Origin of the sequence: Aeromonas sp. SE22, assembly GCF_038739755.1 — a bacterium.
Classification (GTDB): domain Bacteria; phylum Pseudomonadota; class Gammaproteobacteria; order Enterobacterales; family Aeromonadaceae; genus Aeromonas; species Aeromonas jandaei.
The window spans coordinates 1-16,645 of the sequence record NZ_JBCGFD010000016.1 but is presented as its reverse complement, the minus strand read 5'-3'; the positions used below and the strand labels follow the sequence as shown (position 1 = coordinate 16,645).

Here is a 16,645-nt window from a genome sequence, read left to right as displayed (position 1 = left end):
ATAAAAGGCGGAAAAAAACTGGGCAAGCAACCGCAAGCCCGCGCTCACCGGATCAATGAAGAGATCCGTCTGAAAGAAGTTCGTTTGGCTGGTCTGGATGGCGAAGCACTTGGCATCGTCTCTATCCAGGAAGCACTGAACTTGGCCGCTGAGGCCGAAGTGGATCTGGTCGAGATCAGTCCGAACGCTGAGCCGCCCGTTTGCCGGATCATGGATTACGGCAAATTCCTCTACGAAAAGAGCAAAACCACCAAAGAACAGAAGAAAAAGCAGAAAGTCGTCCAGGTTAAGGAAATCAAATTCCGTCCTGGCACTGACGAAGGCGACTATCAGGTAAAACTACGCAACCTGGTTCGCTTTCTGGAAGACGGGGACAAGGCTAAGGTCACCCTGCGCTTCCGTGGTCGTGAAATGGCACACCAGGAACTTGGTATCAAGGTTCTGGAGCGCGTCAAGAACGATCTGGAAGAGTTGGCCGTAGTCGAATCGTTCCCGAAAGTCGAAGGCCGTCAAGCTGTGATGGTTCTCGCACCTAAGAAGAAATCTTAAGGCCCACAAGAAATTGACTCATGGGGCTCGCTCCATGAGTTGGTTCGCCTTGCGATTTTGTTGTCACTCACAATGCGGAGTATGAAATGCCGAAGATGAAAACCAACCGGGGCGCCGCAAAGCGCTTCAAGAAGACTGGCTCAGGTCGCTTCAAGTGCAAGCACAACCACCTGCGTCACATCCTGACCAAGAAGAGCAGTAAGCGTAAGCGTCAGCTGGGACCGAAGTTCTTTGTTTCCGCTGCCGACCACAAACGTGTTGTCGCTTGTCTGCCGTACGCATAAGGGGGGATGTGAAAAATGCCAAGAGTTAAACGTGGTGTGACTGCTCGTGCTCGTCACAAGAAAGTAATGAAAGCCGCCAAGGGTTACTACGGCGCCCGTTCCCGTGTTTACCGCGTAGCGGTACAAGCGGTAACAAAAGCTGGTCAGTATGCCTACCGTGACCGTCGCCAGAAAAAGCGTCAGTTCCGTCAACTGTGGATTGCGCGTATCAACGCTGCTGCCCGTCAGAACGGTCTGTCCTACAGCCGTCTGATCAACGGTCTGAAGAAGGCTTCTATCGAGATCGATCGCAAGATCCTGTCCGATATCGCCGTTCACGACAAGCTGGCTTTCACCGCCCTGGTTGAAAAAGCTAAAGCAGCTCTGGTCTAATCCAGCTCTGTTATAAAAAATAAAGGAGGCTCAGGCCTCCTTTTTTGTTGGTGTAATATTTAATTCCAGTACTTATATATTTTCTAACAAATTAAATCAAGATTGATATTTTTTAATTCAGAGTTCCAAATCAAGTTTCATCTGTTTTTTATAACGCAATATTTTTCCAAAACCTATAGTTACGCTGCATTTGCGTTTTCCCATCAATGTTCATCTTGGTACCGATTCTGGTTATATATAGTTTATATCTAAACTATTCTTTGCATTATTTAATAACTGCTAGGTTTGCAAGTCCAGAGTCTGCGGGAGTTCGGCAATCATATTGAAACAGGGATAGATTTATTTTTAAATTAACAATTTATTATCCTCGTATGCAATAGTATTCTTGTACAAGAGCTGATGTTTGTTCAGCTTTTAGCAAGGTCGAAATTCCTATAATGAAATTTTTGTCTGACCATCAACTGGAAATTTTATGAAAAAAATTCTTTTGATCCTTGCTGCTATCTTTATGCTTCCCTGCGCTAATGCGGCTCCAGAGTTCAAAGAGGGGGTCAACTATGATGTCCTCAAGCAAACAGCTACTGCTCAACCAGAAGTATTGGAGTTTTTCTCTTACTACTGCCCGCCATGTGCGAAATTTGAACCCATCGTTGAGCAGTTACAACATGACCTCCCCAAAGAGGTAGCTATCAAGAAGAATCCGGTCGCTTTTTTTGGGCGCGATATGGCCCAGGAGATGCAACGGGCTTATGCAACCGCAACACTACTTAATGTTGAAAGCAAGTTAACTCCATCACTCTTTCATAAAATCCAGGTACAGCGCCAAGCGCCACAAAATCGTGATGATATTAAAAAGCTCTTTGTAGAGAATGGTGTACAGGTAGAGGCATTTGATAACACGGTTGATAGCTTTGCAGTTTCATCCATGGTAAGCCAGTTCGATCATCACACAGAGAAATATAATATTCGTAGTACCCCGACATTTATTGTCAACGGCACGTATATGATAAAGATTGAGTCTATCAACTCACAAGAGCAGTTCACCCAATTGATAAAATATCTTTTGGCAAAGGATGCATAATTTAATTCACTCGGATATAACGAGAGTTATTAATTCACTTTGTTATTTTAAATAAAATAATACAAGAGATGATGTTGAGTTATCGGCATCATCTCTTTTTATTGGTGGTAGATCTCATAGCGTCTCCGACAGATAATCAACGTTGATATTTTGTGGTTTATAGCAGGTCTTTCCCGTGATTGTATTGCCGTAGCCAAACAGGGGAGGGGGGATTGATGCGCTTTATAAGCGATTATTGTGTTAACTGTCGGGTTGTATAGTATCTATCACCCTGGTTCGCCCTATGGAGACATCAGCAGTGCCTCGCGCCAGCATCAGAGCCGTGATACAAGACCGCAGACCAGATGTCGCTAACGTGGAGGGTAGGAGGAACTCTACCTGGTATGTGGAACCTTTGTATTTCTTTGTGTTTGATGGCGATCCGTTGGCTTCCACGTTCATGCTCATAAGGTCGGATGGGTCAATACAACACGATTTTATAGGGTCTTCAAACATCAAAATATGCCAACAAACTTGATGTTGATAACACTATTTGGAACAAGGGTAGGGGTAACTCGAGACTCACTTGATATAACAAAATGATTTCTAGGGAGAAAAGGGGGCCTTAACTATGGTCAGCGAAGGGGCTTTTTTTGTATTATTCCCCTCTTGACCTTATTTAGCCTAAAGGCTCCTGTACCGGGAGTGGTGACGAGGAAGACATGCAACAGCTTGAAGAAGTAGTCGGCCAAGCCAGAGCCGAAATTGAGGGAGTAAGCGACATCGCCGCCCTCGACGAAATCCGGGTCAAATATCTGGGTAAAAAGGGCTTTTTTACCGAGCAGATGAAGGGCCTGGGTGCCTTGTCTGCCGAAGAGCGTCCCGCCGCGGGCGCCGTGATCAACCAGGCCAAACAGCAGGTTCAGGATGCCCTGAACGAGCGTCGTGAAGCCCTCGAAATCGCTGTGCTGAATCAGAAGCTGGCTGCCGAGACCATCGACGTCAGCCTGCCGGGCCGCCGCATCGAGAATGGCGGTCTGCACCCGGTGACTCGCACCATCGAGCGTATCGAGCGCCTGTTTGGCGAGATGGGCTTCAAGGTTGCCCGTGGTCCCGAGATTGAAGATGGTTTCCACAACTTCGATGCGCTGAATATTCCGGCTCACCATCCGGCGCGTACCGATCACGATACCTTCTACTTCAATCCTGATCTGATGTTGCGTACCCACACCTCCGGTGTGCAGATCCGCACCATGGAGCATCAGCAGCCGCCGATCCGCATCATCGCGCCGGGCCGCGTCTATCGTAACGACTACGACATGACCCATACCCCGATGTTCCACCAAGTCGAAGGCCTGCTGGTCGACGAGCATGCCAGCTTTACCGAACTGAAGGGCATTCTGCACGACTTCCTGCGCAACTACTTCGAGGAAGACCTGACCATTCGCTTCCGTCCTTCCTACTTCCCGTTCACCGAGCCGAGCGCCGAAGTAGACGTGATGGGCAAGAACGGCAAGTGGCTGGAAGTGCTGGGTTGCGGCATGGTGCACCCGAACGTACTGCGTTCGGTCGGTATCGATCCGGAAAAATACTCCGGCTTTGCCTTCGGCATGGGCGTTGAGCGCCTGACCATGCTGCGTTACGGGGTCAACGACCTGCGTGCCTTCTTCGAAAACGACCTGCGCTTCCTCAAGCAGTTCAAGTAAGGGCGAGAGAACATGAAATTCAGTAAATCCTGGGTGATGGAGTGGGTCCGCACCGAGTTGAGTGACAATGCACTGGCCGAGCAGATCACCATGGCCGGTCTGGAAGTGGACGCCGTGGAAGCGGTTGCTGGCCAGTTCAACAATGTGGTTGTGGGTGAAGTGGTCGAGTGTGCCCAGCATCCGGATGCCGACAAACTGCGGGTGACCAAGGTCAACGTGGGTGAAGCCGAGTTGCTGGACATTGTCTGCGGTGCGCCAAACTGCCGCCAAGGCTTGAAAGTGTGCGTGGCCAAAGTAGGGGCGACCCTGCCGGGTGATTTCACCATCAAGAAAGCCAAGCTGCGCGGTCAGCCGTCCCACGGCATGCTCTGCTCTTTCAGTGAGCTGGGTATCGACGTTGAAGCCGATGGCATCATCGAGCTGCCGCTTGATGCGCCCATCGGGACCGATATCCGCGAATATCTCGCACTTAACGACGTCAGCATCGATGTGGATCTGACCCCGAACCGTGCCGATTGCCTCGGCATCGCGGGTCTGGCTCGTGAAATTGGCGTACTCAACAGCGTTGACGTGGTCGAGCCGACCTGGGCGCCTGCGGTTGCCACCATCGACGCTACCTTCCCGATCCGGGTTGAAGCGCCTGCCGATTGCCCCCGTTATCTGGGCCGAGTCATCAAGGGGCTGAACCTGCAGACCCAGAGCCCGCTCTGGATGCAAGAGAAGCTGCGCCGTGGCGGTATTCGTTCCATCGACGCCATCGTCGACATCACCAACTACTTGCTGCTGGAATATGGTCAGCCGATGCACGCCTTCGATCTGGCCAAGCTGGAAGGGGAACTGGTGGTACGCCGCGCTCATAGCGATGAGCCGATGACCCTGCTCGACGGCAACGAGGTGAAGCTCAAAGAGACTACTCTGGTGATTGCCGATGCCAAAGGACCTGCCTGCATGGCCGGTATCTTCGGTGGCGATCGCACCGGTGTCTCCGAGACCACTACCGACATCCTGCTGGAGTGCGCCTTCTTCGCACCGCTCTCCATCACCGGCCGTGCCCGTGCCTACGGTCTGCACACCGACTCCTCCCACCGCTTCGAGCGTGGGGTGGATCCGGAGCTGCAGGCCAAGGTGATGGATCGTGCCACCCGCCTGCTGCTGGATATCTGCGGCGGCGAAGCGGGTCCGGTCATCGAGGTCAAATCCGATGCTCATCTGCCGAAAGCGGCACCCATCAAGCTGCGTCGCACCAAGCTCGACAAGGTGATCGGTATCAGCGTGGCAGATGCTCAGGTGGTCGAGATCCTGACCCGTCTGGGCATGCAGGTAATCGTTGACGCTGACGGCTGGACCGCGTTGGCCCCCTCCTGGCGTTTCGACATCGCCATCGAGGAAGACCTCATCGAGGAAGTGGCCCGTATCTACGGCTACAACAACATCCCGAATCTGAAACCCGCCGCATCTCTGGCGATGGTAGAGCAGGCAGAAGGGCAGGTGACCTTGAAGCGCGTGCGCGACCTGCTGGTTGATCGCGGTTTCCAGGAAGCGATCACCTACAGCTTCGTCGATCCCAAGACCCAGCAAACCCTGTTCCCGCAGAGCGATGCCATCGTGCTGCCGAACCCGATTTCGGTCGAGATGTCCGCCATGCGTGTCTCTCTGTTCCCGGGTCTGGTGCAAGCCGTTGTTTATAACCAGAACCGTCAGCAGCCGCGGGTGCGTCTGTTCGAGCAGGGCCTGCGTTTCATCAAGGACGAAAATGCCGAGAACGGCATCCGTCAGGAGCCGATGCTGGCCGGCATCATCACCGGCAACCAGAGCGACGAGCACTGGGACATCAAGAGCCGCGCAGCCGACTTCTTTGATCTGAAAGGGGATCTGGAAGCGGTGCTGGATCTGACCGCCGAAGGTGCCACCTTCACCTTCGAACGTACCGAGCACAGTGCCTTGCACCCGGGCCAGAGCGCGGCGATCCTGCGCAATGGCGAGGTCATCGGCCACATCGGCGTGATCCACCCGAGCCTCGAGAAGAAGCTGGGTCTGAAGAGCCGCGCCGTCATGTTCGAACTGGAGCTGGACAAGCTGACCCCGGCCAAAGTGCCGGTTGCTGCCGAAGTATCCAAGTTCCCGGCCAACCGTCGTGACATCGCCGTGGTGGTTGATCGTCAGGTTCTGGCAGGGGATGTTCTGGCAGTAATTAAAAAAGTTGGCGGAAATCAGGTAGTTGGAATAAACTTGTTTGACGTATACCAGGGTGCTGGTATGGCTGAGGACAAGAAGAGCCTAGCCATCAGTCTTGTTTTGCAAGATACCCAGCGCACCCTGGAGGAGAAAGAGATTGCCGAGACCGTAGACAATGTCGTGCGGGCCCTTGGTGAAGAGTTGAATGCATCCTTGAGGGATTGATCTATGGCGCTTACCAAAGCCGACATTGCAGAGCACCTGTTCACCCAGCTCGGGATGAGCAAGCGTGAAGCCAAAGATATGGTGGAAGCCTTCTTTGAAGAGATCAGACAAGCGCTTGAGCGTGGTGAACAAGTCAAAATCTCAGGCTTCGGTAACTTTGACCTTCGTGAGAAGAATCAGCGTCCAGGACGTAACCCCAAGACAGGCGAAGATATTCCTATCAGTGCCCGTCGCGTGGTGACCTTCCGGCCTGGCCAGAAACTCAAGGCCAGGGTAGAAAATGTTGAACCCAACGAGTGATAAAAAGCCAGGCAAATGCCTGGCTTTTACTTATCGATGATAAAAAAATCTCTATTATTGCTGGGAACCATGCTGGCTATGCCAGTGCAGGCCATGATGCTTCCCCTCGATCCGGCGACTCAGGCCTATCTTCGCTCCATCAAAGAGCTCAAGGTGTGCTACCCCGCTGCACTTCCCCCGCCTTATGTCACTCCTGATGGTGGCTTGCTAAAAGATCGCCTGCTCCGTCTTGCCGATATGTTGCCTGTGCCACTGAAACTCTCCGAGATGGCCGACTGGCAGGCTGCCCGCGCCGCCTTGCAGCGTGGTGCATGCGACATTATCCCTCATATCGGCACCCTGGGTAGAGAGGAGACCGGCCTGTTGGTCAGCCGTCCCATGATGGAGACGGATGCGGCCATTCTCTATCGGGGCGATCTTCGTCAGGCAATTTTTCTGGTCTCTTCCGCCACGGATACCAGCGCAATTTTGCGTGAACTGCATCCGGGGGCTGAGCTCAGAACCCTGAGGAGAGGGGAGAGTATCTATTCAGCTCTTGAGGGGGAGAGGAACTCCGCCTATCTGGGGGACTATCTCCAGCTGCGCTACCTGATGCGCGAATATCCTGCCGACGGCCTGCGTCTGCGCCGTCTGCTGGGTGATGAGCGGGTGGTCAGCTATCGCCTGATGATGCGCAACGATCCCGAGCTGGCCAAGTTTGTCGATACGCTCATTCGTTATATGCCCGCCGGTACCCTCTATACCGACCTGAGCCGCTATATGGATCAGGGGGCGCTCTATATCAACCGGCTCCATTTCAATGACGCCGAACAAGCCTGGCTTTCTGGCAGAAGGCGGGTTGTGCGTCTGGTGATGAACCCGCAGCTGATGCCCTACAGTGGCATCAACGATCAGGGTGAAGCAAAAGGGTGGAGCGCAGATATTCTGAATTGGGTAACTCAGGAGAGTGGCCTCAAATATATGCTGGTGCCGGCGGCCACCAAGGCCGAGGCGATAGAGAAGCTGCGCAGCGGTGAGGCCGACATGATGGCCGGTTTGCCGGAGTCTCCCGAGCTTGCCGATGACTTTACTTTCAGCCGGATGATCTCCATCAACCGTTTTGCTCTGATCAGCAAGCACGCCATCAGCGCAGACAAATTCTCCCAGCTGGGCAAACAGCGGATCCTGGTGCCGGAATCGCTCTACGATCCCTCTCTGCTGGCACAGCTGGGTGATCAGGAATGGGTCCGTACCGATGATCTGAGCCAGGGCATCGCGTTGCTGCAGCAAGGCAAGGCTGACGCCATGTTGAGCGAGCTGTACCAGTTGCAATATCCGCAGCGTACCCATCTGCTGGAAGGGCTTCAGATCAAGGAGCTGGATGACAGATTCGGACTCGGCTTTGCCATTCGCAAGGATCAGACCGAGCTGGCTGGCGTGATAGACAGAAACCTGATGGCCCTGACCAATACCCAGATCGACGAACTTAACCAGCGTTGGCGCCGTCTGGTTGTGATGCAGCAATCCGGAGTCAGTTATGGTGCCTGGTTTGGCTCCATCGCGCTGGCGCTGCTGATCAGTGGCATCGTAATCGGGGTGATCTGGCGTTCGCGCCAGCAGCTGGCCCGCGAGGTCGCTCAGCGGCAGGCGGCTGAAAAAGCGCTGGCCATCGAAAGTGAGCTGCGCGAAACCATGTTTCAGGCCCTTCCAGTGCCCGTTTATTTACGTAATGAACAGGGAAGGGTGATCAAATCCAACAAGCAGGGGCACCGGCTTTCACTGCGTTACGGCACGGAACTGCTGCTGCCCGAGGTGCAATCACAAAAGAGCGAAGGGGAGCTGAGTCTTGGCGAGCAGGTGTTTGCCTATGTGCAGCATCCGCTGCGACTGGAGAAGCAGGCGCCAGCAACCGATCTTATCGCCTTGTCCGATATCAGCGCCCTGCGCCAGCAGGCCCGCATCCTGCGTCAGGCTGAGCGACGGCTGCGTGCTTTGACCAATACCGTGCCCGGGGTGGTGCTGCAATTCCTTCTGGTTCAGGAGAACGTGGGCACCATCGAGTTCATCAGCCGTGGCTGTTACGAGTTGTTGGGGCTGGCCAGCCAGCAGATCCGCCGTGAACCGGCTCGGGTGCTTGACCTGCTGGAGCGCGAAGATTTGCAACTGGCGCGCAGCACCATGTTCGCCATGCTGCATGAGGGCAAGCCCTTCGTCTGTACCCTGCGCTATCACCATCCCGAGCAGGGTCTGCGCTGGTTGCAGCTCTGTGGGCGTGGTCGCAGCCAGCCACAGGGGTGGCGCATCTATGCGGTCATGCAGGATGTGACAGCGCGGGTTGAACAGGAGCAGGCTCTGCAACTCTCTCATGAAGAGGCACAGCAGGCTGTGCAGGCCAAGGGACGTTTTCTGGCGGCCATCAGCCACGAGATCCGCACTCCGATGAACGCCATTCTCGGCCTGCTGGAGTGGCTCGCCAGCACCCCGCTTTCCCAGGAGCAGGGCTCGGCGCTGGCCCGGATCCGTCAGGCCGGGGACGAGTTGCTCGGCCTGCTCAACGACGTGCTCGATTTCAGCCGCAATGAGAACAGCAAATTGTCGCTCTCGCCCCAGCCGACAGATTTCACCGAGCTGTGCGAACACGTGGCGGCCGTGCACTGGACCAAGGCTAGAGCCAAGCAACTGCAATTGCGTTTGCAGCTTGATCCGGCGATGCCCGCCTTGCAGACCCTCGATCCCCATCGTGTTCAGCAGGTTCTGCACAACCTGCTCTCCAATGCCATCAAGTTCAGCAACCGTGGCGAGGTAGTGCTCTGGGCCGAGAGCGTGGGCTCGACCCTGCGTTTTGGCGTGGACGATCAGGGGCCGGGTATTACCGACGAGATGCGACCAACCCTCTTCATGCCGTTTGAACAGTTCGCGGTGGCCGGGCAGCTGAGGGCGCCGGGGACCGGCCTCGGGCTCGCCATCTGCAAGCAGCTTATCGAGCAGATGGGGGGGCTCATAGATGTCGAACCCAGAACGGGAGGTGGCAGCCGCTTCTTCTGCGAGTTGCCGCTCAAACTGCTCAAACAGGCGCATCATTGGCAGCCCAAGGTGCGAGAGCTGGCGCTCTCACTGCCTCCCGATGAGGTGAAGCAGCTTGCTCCCTGGTTGGCAAGATTCGGGGTTGAGGTATCTGGCACGGCAAACCACAGGTTGCAGGCTCAGGTCGACGAGAAGGGATTCTATTACTGGGAGTGGCAGGGGGAGCCCTGGGTGCCCGGTACCGTTATCAATCTGTTGCAACCCAGGCTGGATGTCACAGAGCCCTCTTCGGCAACCCGCCCCGGTCTTGGTATGCGGGTGCTGCTGGTAGAAGATCACGATGTCAATCGGGAGCTGATCAAGCTACAGCTGGGACAGCTGGGGGCCGAGGTGCTGACCGCTGCCAATGGCCAGCTGGCGCTCGATGTACTGGCCGATCACGAGGTGGATCTGGTGTTGACCGATCTGCAGATGCCGGTTATGAATGGCGCCGATCTCTGCCGCAAGCTGCGTGGCTCGCCTCGCTGGCGCACTCTGCCAGCCTATGTGATTACTGCAGATCTCAGTGAACAAGCGGCTATCGAACTGCAATCGTGCGGTTGCAACGGGCATCTCGACAAGCCTGTCGCGTTAAGGGAGCTGGCCGCCATGCTGCACCAGCTTGGCAAGAAAGAGGGGAGGATTGCCGAGCCTGCAGCGGCTTCATCGCTGCTCTCAAAAGAGCTGGCACAGCTCTATCTGGATACAACCAGAGCCGATCTGGCGGCTCTGGAGCAGTGTCTGGCAAATAAGGATGAGCAAGGGGTTAATGCCGCTTTACACAAATTGAAAGGGGCCGCCAGAATGGTAGGAGCAACCGCCATCGTCACTGTCATTGACGAGTGGCAGCAATCGAAGCACAGCGAATTGGCTGTCAGGTTAACCCGGGCGCTGGATGGGGTCAGCCAGCATTTGACCAAGAGGGCTGAAGATGATCATCACTGATGAAGAACTGCTGGCGCTGCTTAACTCGGAAGATCCCGGGTTGGCCGGTTTTCGTCCTATTGCGCTCTATGCTCTCGATTGCGCCTCTTACGAGATGGCCAAGCAGGCGACGCTGCCAAATTATGTGGCGCTGCACCGCACCCAGCCTGATGCCTGCTGGCAGTGGGAGGGGCTCTTCTCGGCAGGAGCCATCGCGCTCTATGATCCCGACTCGCACCGTACGGCGGATTACTTTCCCCAGCTCCAGTTGCATAACGGTATCTACGCCATCGAAGAGGATTGGCAGGGAGGTTTGCTATCAAGCTATCAGGCGTGGAGCAACTGGCTTGCTGCCAGCCGGATCCTGCTGCTGGAAGATCACCCGTTTCAGGGGATGCAGTTGCAGCAAACCATCGCCGGACTGGGGCTGACCTGTCACTGGGTGCAGGATGAGCAAGCCTGCCTTGCGGCGCTGGGTGAGGGGAGCACTCGTCTGCTCATCTGCGATCTCAGCCTGGTGGATCAGGATGCCATCAGCCTGCTGATGGGCCAGCCACAGTTGCAGTCAGACGGGCTGCCGATCATTTTGCTCTCCGCCCATGAGCAGACCCTGATCGACGGTGCTCGTCGCCTGCTGCACGATGCTGGCTTCAATATTCTGGCGGCGCTGGCCAAACCGCTCGATTGCGATGAACTGCTCAGGTTGTTGCGTGGTCTCTATCTTGGCCCGCTGCGCCAGCGCCGGCTGAGCGGTCAGCGCCGCACCATCACGACCTGGCAGGGTCAGGTACTGGGACAACTCGGCCTGCTCTCAAGCCCCACCACTTCAGCACCGGTCTGGCTGGCCGTGAGCGGCTTGCCCCCTCGTTGGGAGCGGCTCAAGGAGTGGCTGGCGGAGCAGTCGCGAACCCCGTCCGAGCTGACGTTGCTTATCCATCGCCGTGATCACCTGCTCAGCAATCCGGATCGTTTTGCGCTGGTGCTGCAGGCCAGTCTGGCGGGGAGCAAGTTGGCGCTACTGCTCGACAACAACCAGCATCTGCCGTTCGATCTGCTGGAGCGGCTGCCGCTGCAATCCTTGCTGCTGGGGCAGGGGATGCTCTCCGATATCGAGTCGTTGAGCGCCGATTCGCTGCTTGGCCGCTTTATGGCGCGGGTGCGGGAACTCGGAGTCGACATCTATCTGGATGACCCCTACAACCTGCTTGATGTCGAGATGTGGCAAGAGCGCGGTATCGCGGGGCGCTGGTAGCCCATGCCCCGCTATCTCTGCTGGCCCATGCAGCGGGAGCGTCTGGCCAAAGGGCTGGAGGGGTGGCCTTATCCGGTGGCCCGCTCGGCTCTGCCGATTGAGATGAATCTCTCCGGGGAAGCCTGTCTGCTGCGCGAGCAGCTCGGGGTCGAGCCGGCGCAGATGCTGGCCGCCTATGAGGATCTCAGCGCCCAGAGCATCTATCTGCGCTTCATGCGGGCCAAGAGAACCCCCTCGCCAGAGCTGGTATCACACTTTCTTGACTACAACCCGGAGCAGCAGATTGCCCTGTTGCTGACGGATATGGCGGGACGTCCGCTGGCACAGGCCCAATCCATTCGTCGCCGCCTTCATCCTGATCGGGCTGAGTTTTCCTGTATCGTGGCGGATCACTTTCAGCATCGTGGTGCGGGGCGGCGGATCCTGCTGGCATTGGCACTGCTGGCCAGAGCCGAGGGGATTGCCGAGTGGACGGCCGAAGTGCTGGCCCAGAATCGCCCCATGTTGCTGATGCTCAAGCGGTTGGGGCTGCCGCTGACTCTGGTGACCGGTCGCGAGATGGTCTTCGCTCGCCTCGATTTGAGCGTGCTGGACGAGTGGCTGCCAGCAGAGGTTGTCAACGCCATTACTAAGACCAAGGGCGAATAGAGCCACTTTTTACCCTGTGCTAAGGTCACACCTAATGCGCAGGGAGAGACGGAGCATGTTATGGGGCAGACAATCAAAAATATCGTGATCCTCACCGGAGCGGGGATCTCTGCCGAGTCGGGGATCAAGACCTTCCGCGCCTGCGATGGTTTGTGGGAGGAGCACCGCGTCGAGGATGTGGCAACGCCGGAAGGGTATGCCAGAGATCCGGAACTGGTGCAGCGCTTCTACAATTCCCGCCGCAAACAGCTCCAGCAACCCCAGGTACACCCCAATCCCGCCCACTATGCGCTGGCTCGCCTCGAGCGTCTTTTTCCCGGCACCGTGACTCTGGTGACCCAAAATATCGACAACCTGCACGAGAGTGCAGGGAGCAAGAACCTTATCCACATGCATGGCGAGCTGCTCAAGGCCCGCTGTCCCGAGTCCGGTCAGGTGATCGAGTGGCGTGGCGATCTTCATCAGGAGGAGTTCTGCTCCTGCTGCCAGTTCCCCCAGCCACTGCGTCCTCATGTGGTCTGGTTTGGCGAGATGCCGATCGGGCTTGATCGCATCTACAGTGCGCTGGCCCAGTGTGATCTCTTTATCTCCATCGGCACCTCGGGCGCTGTCTATCCGGCTGCCGGTTTTGTGCACGAGGCGGGGTTGAATGGTGCTCACACCATAGAGCTCAATCTCGAGCCGAGCGAGGTGGGCAGCCAGTTCGATGAAAAACGCTACGGGCCAGCCTCCCTGTTGGTGCCGGCCTACGTGGATGAGTTGCTTGAAGTGTGTGGCATCCATCAGCCCAAGCAGATCGAGGGGCACAATTGGATGGAGATGCGCGACCGCTAGAGGCGGCGGCAAAGAGAAAGGCGACTATGAGTCGCCTTTTTTGTTGTTATCTACTTTTGCGCCGACGGCCGGGGGGCGCAGGATTGTCTGATCACCAGGTCGGGGTCAACCGTGATCAGGTGGTCAGCCACCGCTTCGCCGTTGATGCGAGCCAGCAGCCGGGTGACGGCGAGGCGGCCGAGCTCCTCTTTGGGCTGGTTGACGGTAGTGAGTGGCGGCGACATAAATTCAGCCAGCGCCACATTGTCGTAGCCGACAATGGAGAGGTCGCCTGGGATCACCAGCCCCGCCTGATGGGCAGCACTGATTGCTCCCATCGCCATCATGTCGTTGCAGACAAAGAGGGCAGTGGGCCGCTCGGGCAATGCCAACAGACGGGTCATCGCCAGATGGCCGCTGGCGCAGTCAAAGTCCCCCTCCTGGATCCAGTCAGGATTGACAGTGAGTCCTGCCTCCTGCAGCGCCTGCTCAAAGCCAGCCTGGCGCTGGTTGGCGGGGGCGCGGCTGTGGGGGCCGGTGATGCAACCGATGGCGGTGTGGCCCAGCTCAATCAGATGGCGGGTTGCGAGATAACCGCCGTGGAAGGAGTTGTCGGCGATCAGATCCACATCCTCACTGACCAGCCCCCAATCCATCACCACCACCGGCAGGCTCTTGAGCCAGTCGAGCTGGTTGAACACCTCTTGCTGTCCTTCGCTACACATGATCAGCAGGCCATCGACCCGCTTGCGCAGCATCATCTTGAGGTAAGAGAGGGCGGTTTCCGCCTGACCTTCGGTGTTGCCCAGCATCAGGTTGTAGCCCTGCTCGAAGCAGTAACGCTCCACCCCGCGCACCACCTCGGCAAAGAAGGGGTTGCTGGAGGTGGTGACCAGCATGCCGATACTGTTGGTCTCCTTCACCTTGAGGCTGCGGGCCACCAGACTCGGGGCATAGTTGAGCTCACGCATGGCCGCAAAGACCCGCTCGCGGGTCTCCTCGGCCACAAAGCGGGTCTCGTTGATGACATGGGAGACGGTGGTGGTCGACACCCCCGCCAGCGCCGCCACCTCCTTGATATTGGCCATCAGTGCCCCTGCGCAGTCTGCTCAAGCAGGAAGGTGTCGACCTCCTGCTTGCTCGGGATAGAACTCTGGGCGCCGAATCGGGTGACGGAGAGCGCCGCAGCCCCGTGGGCAAAGCGAACCGCGCTGTGGAAATCGGCACCGGCCAGTTCCGCCGCCAGCAGGGCGCCGTTGAAGGTATCGCCCGCGGCAGTGGTATCCACCGCCTTGACCCGAAAGCCCGAGATCAGCTGTTGTTGCTGGGCGTTGCTGCAGTAAACCCCTTGCGCGCCCAGGGTGATCATCACGTCCGCAATGCCCATCTGGTGGAAACGGGCAGCCGCCTCGCGGGCGCTCGCTTCGTCGGTGACTTTGATGCCGGTCAACAGCTCGGCCTCGGTCTGGTTGGGGGTGATAAGGTCGACCAGTGCCAACAGTTCGCTTGAGAGCGGACGGGCAGGGGCGGGGTTGAGCACCACCCGGGTGCCGTGGGCGCGAGCCAGGCGTGCAGCTTCGTGGACGCTCTCGAGCGGCACTTCCAGCTGCAACAGCAGGGTGTGGGCGTCAGCGATCATCGCTTCGTGGTTTTTCACCACGGCAGGGGTGATGGCCCCGTTCGCTTCGGCGGAGATACCTATGCTGTTCTCCCCCTCATCGCTCACATAGATGATGGCGATCCCGGTCGGGAGCTTGGGATCGAGTTCGACGGCGCTCACATCGATACCGTCTTTGGCAAAACCGCTCTTCATCTGGTGGCCGATGGCGTCATCACCGATGCGGGCGATAAAGGAGACGGGGGCGCCAAGGCGGGCGGCAGCGACTGCCTGATTAGCCCCCTTGCCACCGGGCACCACCTGATAGCTGTGGCCGGTCAGGGTTTCACCCGGGCGAGGAAAGTGGGGAACGCGCAGCACATGGTCTGCATTGACACTGCCCAGAACGACGAGACGATTCATGTTGACTACTCCTGATGCATCTTGGCTTGAACACAATAACTGAGTGAGCTCAAGCCGGGAGGCACCGCAATTGAGGGGAAAAGGGGAGGCGAACCTCCCCTCGAGAACTTACTTGCTGACCACTTGCAGCGGTACCGGAATGGATTTCTCGACCGGCTGACCTTTCAGCACCTTGTCGGCAGTCTCGACACCGATGGCACCGATCAGGGCCGGTTGCTGGGCCACGGTGGCGGCCAGTTTACCCTTGGCAACGGCGGCTTTGCCATCGTCAGTGCCGTCGAAGCCGACGATCATCACCTCTTTGCCGGCGGCCTGCACCGCACGGATGGCACCCAGCGCCATCTCGTCGTTCTGGGCGAACACGGCCTGTACGGTCGGATGGGCCGCCAGCAGGTTTTCCATGACGTTCAGACCCTTGGTGCGGTCAAAGTCGGCCGGCTGGGAAGCCAGCACCTGCAGCTTGTTCGCCGCCACGGCCAGGGCAAAACCTTCGCCACGGTCACGGGCGGCGGAGGTGCCGGCAATCCCTTCCAGCTGAATGACCTTGGCGCCGGTACCCAGTTTTTCGGTGATAAAGTCACCGGCCAGCTTGCCGCCCGCCACGTTGTCGGAGGCAATGTGAGCCTTGACCTCACCCTGCGCGGCGCCGCGGTCCAGAGTCAGTACCGGGATGTTGGCGCGGTTGGCCAGACGGATGGCGTTACCCACCGCTTCGGAGTCGGTCGGGTTGATCAGGATGGCGTTGACCTTGCGCACGGTGAGATCTTCCATGTTGGAGAGCTCTTTGGCCGGGTCATTCTGGGAGTCCAGCACCACCAGCTCGTAGCCAAGCTCCTTGGCCTTGGCTTCGGCTCCCTCCTTCATGGTGACGAAGAAGGGGTTGTTGAGGGTGGAGACCACCATCGCCAGGGTATGGTCAGCAGCCTGGGCGGTGCCCAGCACGGACATGATGGCGGCAGCGAGCAGGGTATTGAGCTTTTTCATCATTTCATTCCTTGTGTGTGGCGTGTTTTACGTTGTTATCGGGTACTTTTGTTGTCGACCATCACGGCAAGCAAGATCACGCTCGCCTTGGCGATCATCTGGTAATAGGAGCTGACATCGAGCAGGTTGAGGGCGTTGTTCAGGAAGCCGATGATCAGCGCACCAATCAGGGTGCCCATGATGCGGCCCTTGCCTCCCATCAGGCTGGTACCACCCAGCACCACGGCGGCGATGGCGTCCAGCTCGTAACCCATGCCAGCGGTCGGCTGGGCAGAGGAGAGGCGGGAGGTG

Annotated in this window: 15 protein-coding genes; 11 read left to right on the top strand and 4 right to left on the bottom strand. The window is 57.3% G+C overall.

The window, feature by feature from the left end; genetic code table 11:
- From infC to cobB, 11 genes are all read left to right on the top strand, one after another.
- A complete protein-coding gene (gene infC, locus AAHA39_RS18230) occupies positions 1-549 on the top strand; it encodes a translation initiation factor IF-3 (RefSeq protein ID WP_041207833.1) in 549 nt (182 codons plus the stop codon).
- A gap of 86 nt (positions 550-635) precedes the next feature.
- Positions 636-833, top strand: a complete 198-nt coding sequence (gene rpmI / locus AAHA39_RS18225; protein WP_005300673.1) for a 50S ribosomal protein L35 — start codon at positions 636-638, stop codon at positions 831-833.
- A gap of 15 nt (positions 834-848) precedes the next feature.
- Positions 849-1,205, top strand: a complete 357-nt coding sequence (gene rplT / locus AAHA39_RS18220) for a 50S ribosomal protein L20 (protein WP_005300683.1) — start codon at positions 849-851, stop codon at positions 1,203-1,205.
- Positions 1,206-1,677: 472 nt separating this feature from the next.
- On the top strand, positions 1,678-2,286 hold the full coding sequence (locus tag AAHA39_RS18215; RefSeq protein WP_320654686.1) for a thiol:disulfide interchange protein DsbA/DsbL: 609 nt from the start codon (positions 1,678-1,680) through the stop codon (positions 2,284-2,286).
- Between the two features lie 701 nt (positions 2,287-2,987).
- Complete coding sequence (gene pheS, locus AAHA39_RS18210) at positions 2,988-3,971, top strand: phenylalanine--tRNA ligase subunit alpha (RefSeq protein WP_011706167.1); 984 nt, start codon at positions 2,988-2,990, stop codon at positions 3,969-3,971.
- A gap of 12 nt (positions 3,972-3,983) precedes the next feature.
- Complete coding sequence (pheT, locus tag AAHA39_RS18205; protein WP_320654690.1) at positions 3,984-6,371, top strand: phenylalanine--tRNA ligase subunit beta; 2,388 nt, start codon at positions 3,984-3,986, stop codon at positions 6,369-6,371.
- Positions 6,372-6,374: 3 nt separating this feature from the next.
- Positions 6,375-6,671, top strand: coding sequence for an integration host factor subunit alpha (gene ihfA, locus AAHA39_RS18200; RefSeq protein WP_005300715.1), 297 nt, complete (start codon positions 6,375-6,377; stop codon positions 6,669-6,671).
- 15 nt (positions 6,672-6,686) lie between these two features.
- The gene (locus tag AAHA39_RS18195; protein WP_320654692.1) at positions 6,687-10,658 is read left to right on the top strand and encodes an ATP-binding protein; all 3,972 of its coding nucleotides are present in this window, start codon (positions 6,687-6,689) and stop codon (positions 10,656-10,658) included.
- Positions 10,645-11,889, top strand: coding sequence for a response regulator (locus AAHA39_RS18190; RefSeq protein WP_042031024.1), 1,245 nt, complete (start codon positions 10,645-10,647; stop codon positions 11,887-11,889). The genes AAHA39_RS18195 and AAHA39_RS18190 overlap by 14 nt, the downstream gene beginning before the upstream one ends.
- Before the next feature lie 3 nt (positions 11,890-11,892).
- Entirely contained in the window at positions 11,893-12,537 is a 645-nt protein-coding gene (locus tag AAHA39_RS18185; protein ID WP_320654694.1) for a GNAT family N-acetyltransferase, read from the top strand.
- Between the two features lie 60 nt (positions 12,538-12,597).
- Positions 12,598-13,371, top strand: coding sequence for a Sir2 family NAD+-dependent deacetylase (gene cobB, locus AAHA39_RS18180; RefSeq protein WP_041207823.1), 774 nt, complete (start codon positions 12,598-12,600; stop codon positions 13,369-13,371).
- Between the two features lie 50 nt (positions 13,372-13,421).
- Here cobB and AAHA39_RS18175 read toward each other — a convergent pair whose 3' ends face one another.
- The 4 genes from AAHA39_RS18175 to AAHA39_RS18160 all read right to left on the bottom strand — a co-directional run.
- Positions 13,422-14,438, bottom strand: coding sequence for a substrate-binding domain-containing protein (locus tag AAHA39_RS18175; protein WP_320654698.1), 1,017 nt, complete (start codon positions 14,436-14,438; stop codon positions 13,422-13,424).
- Positions 14,438-15,370: a ribokinase gene (gene rbsK, locus AAHA39_RS18170; RefSeq protein ID WP_320654700.1), complete on the bottom strand. Its 933-nt coding sequence runs from the start codon at positions 15,368-15,370 to the stop codon at positions 14,438-14,440. The genes AAHA39_RS18175 and rbsK overlap by 1 nt, the downstream gene beginning before the upstream one ends.
- Before the next feature lie 108 nt (positions 15,371-15,478).
- Positions 15,479-16,354, bottom strand: coding sequence for a ribose ABC transporter substrate-binding protein RbsB (gene rbsB, locus AAHA39_RS18165; protein ID WP_041207819.1), 876 nt, complete (start codon positions 16,352-16,354; stop codon positions 15,479-15,481).
- Between the two features lie 35 nt (positions 16,355-16,389).
- A partial coding sequence (locus AAHA39_RS18160; RefSeq protein ID WP_446699616.1) for an ABC transporter permease subunit occupies positions 16,390-16,645 on the bottom strand: 256 nt, incomplete at its 5' end.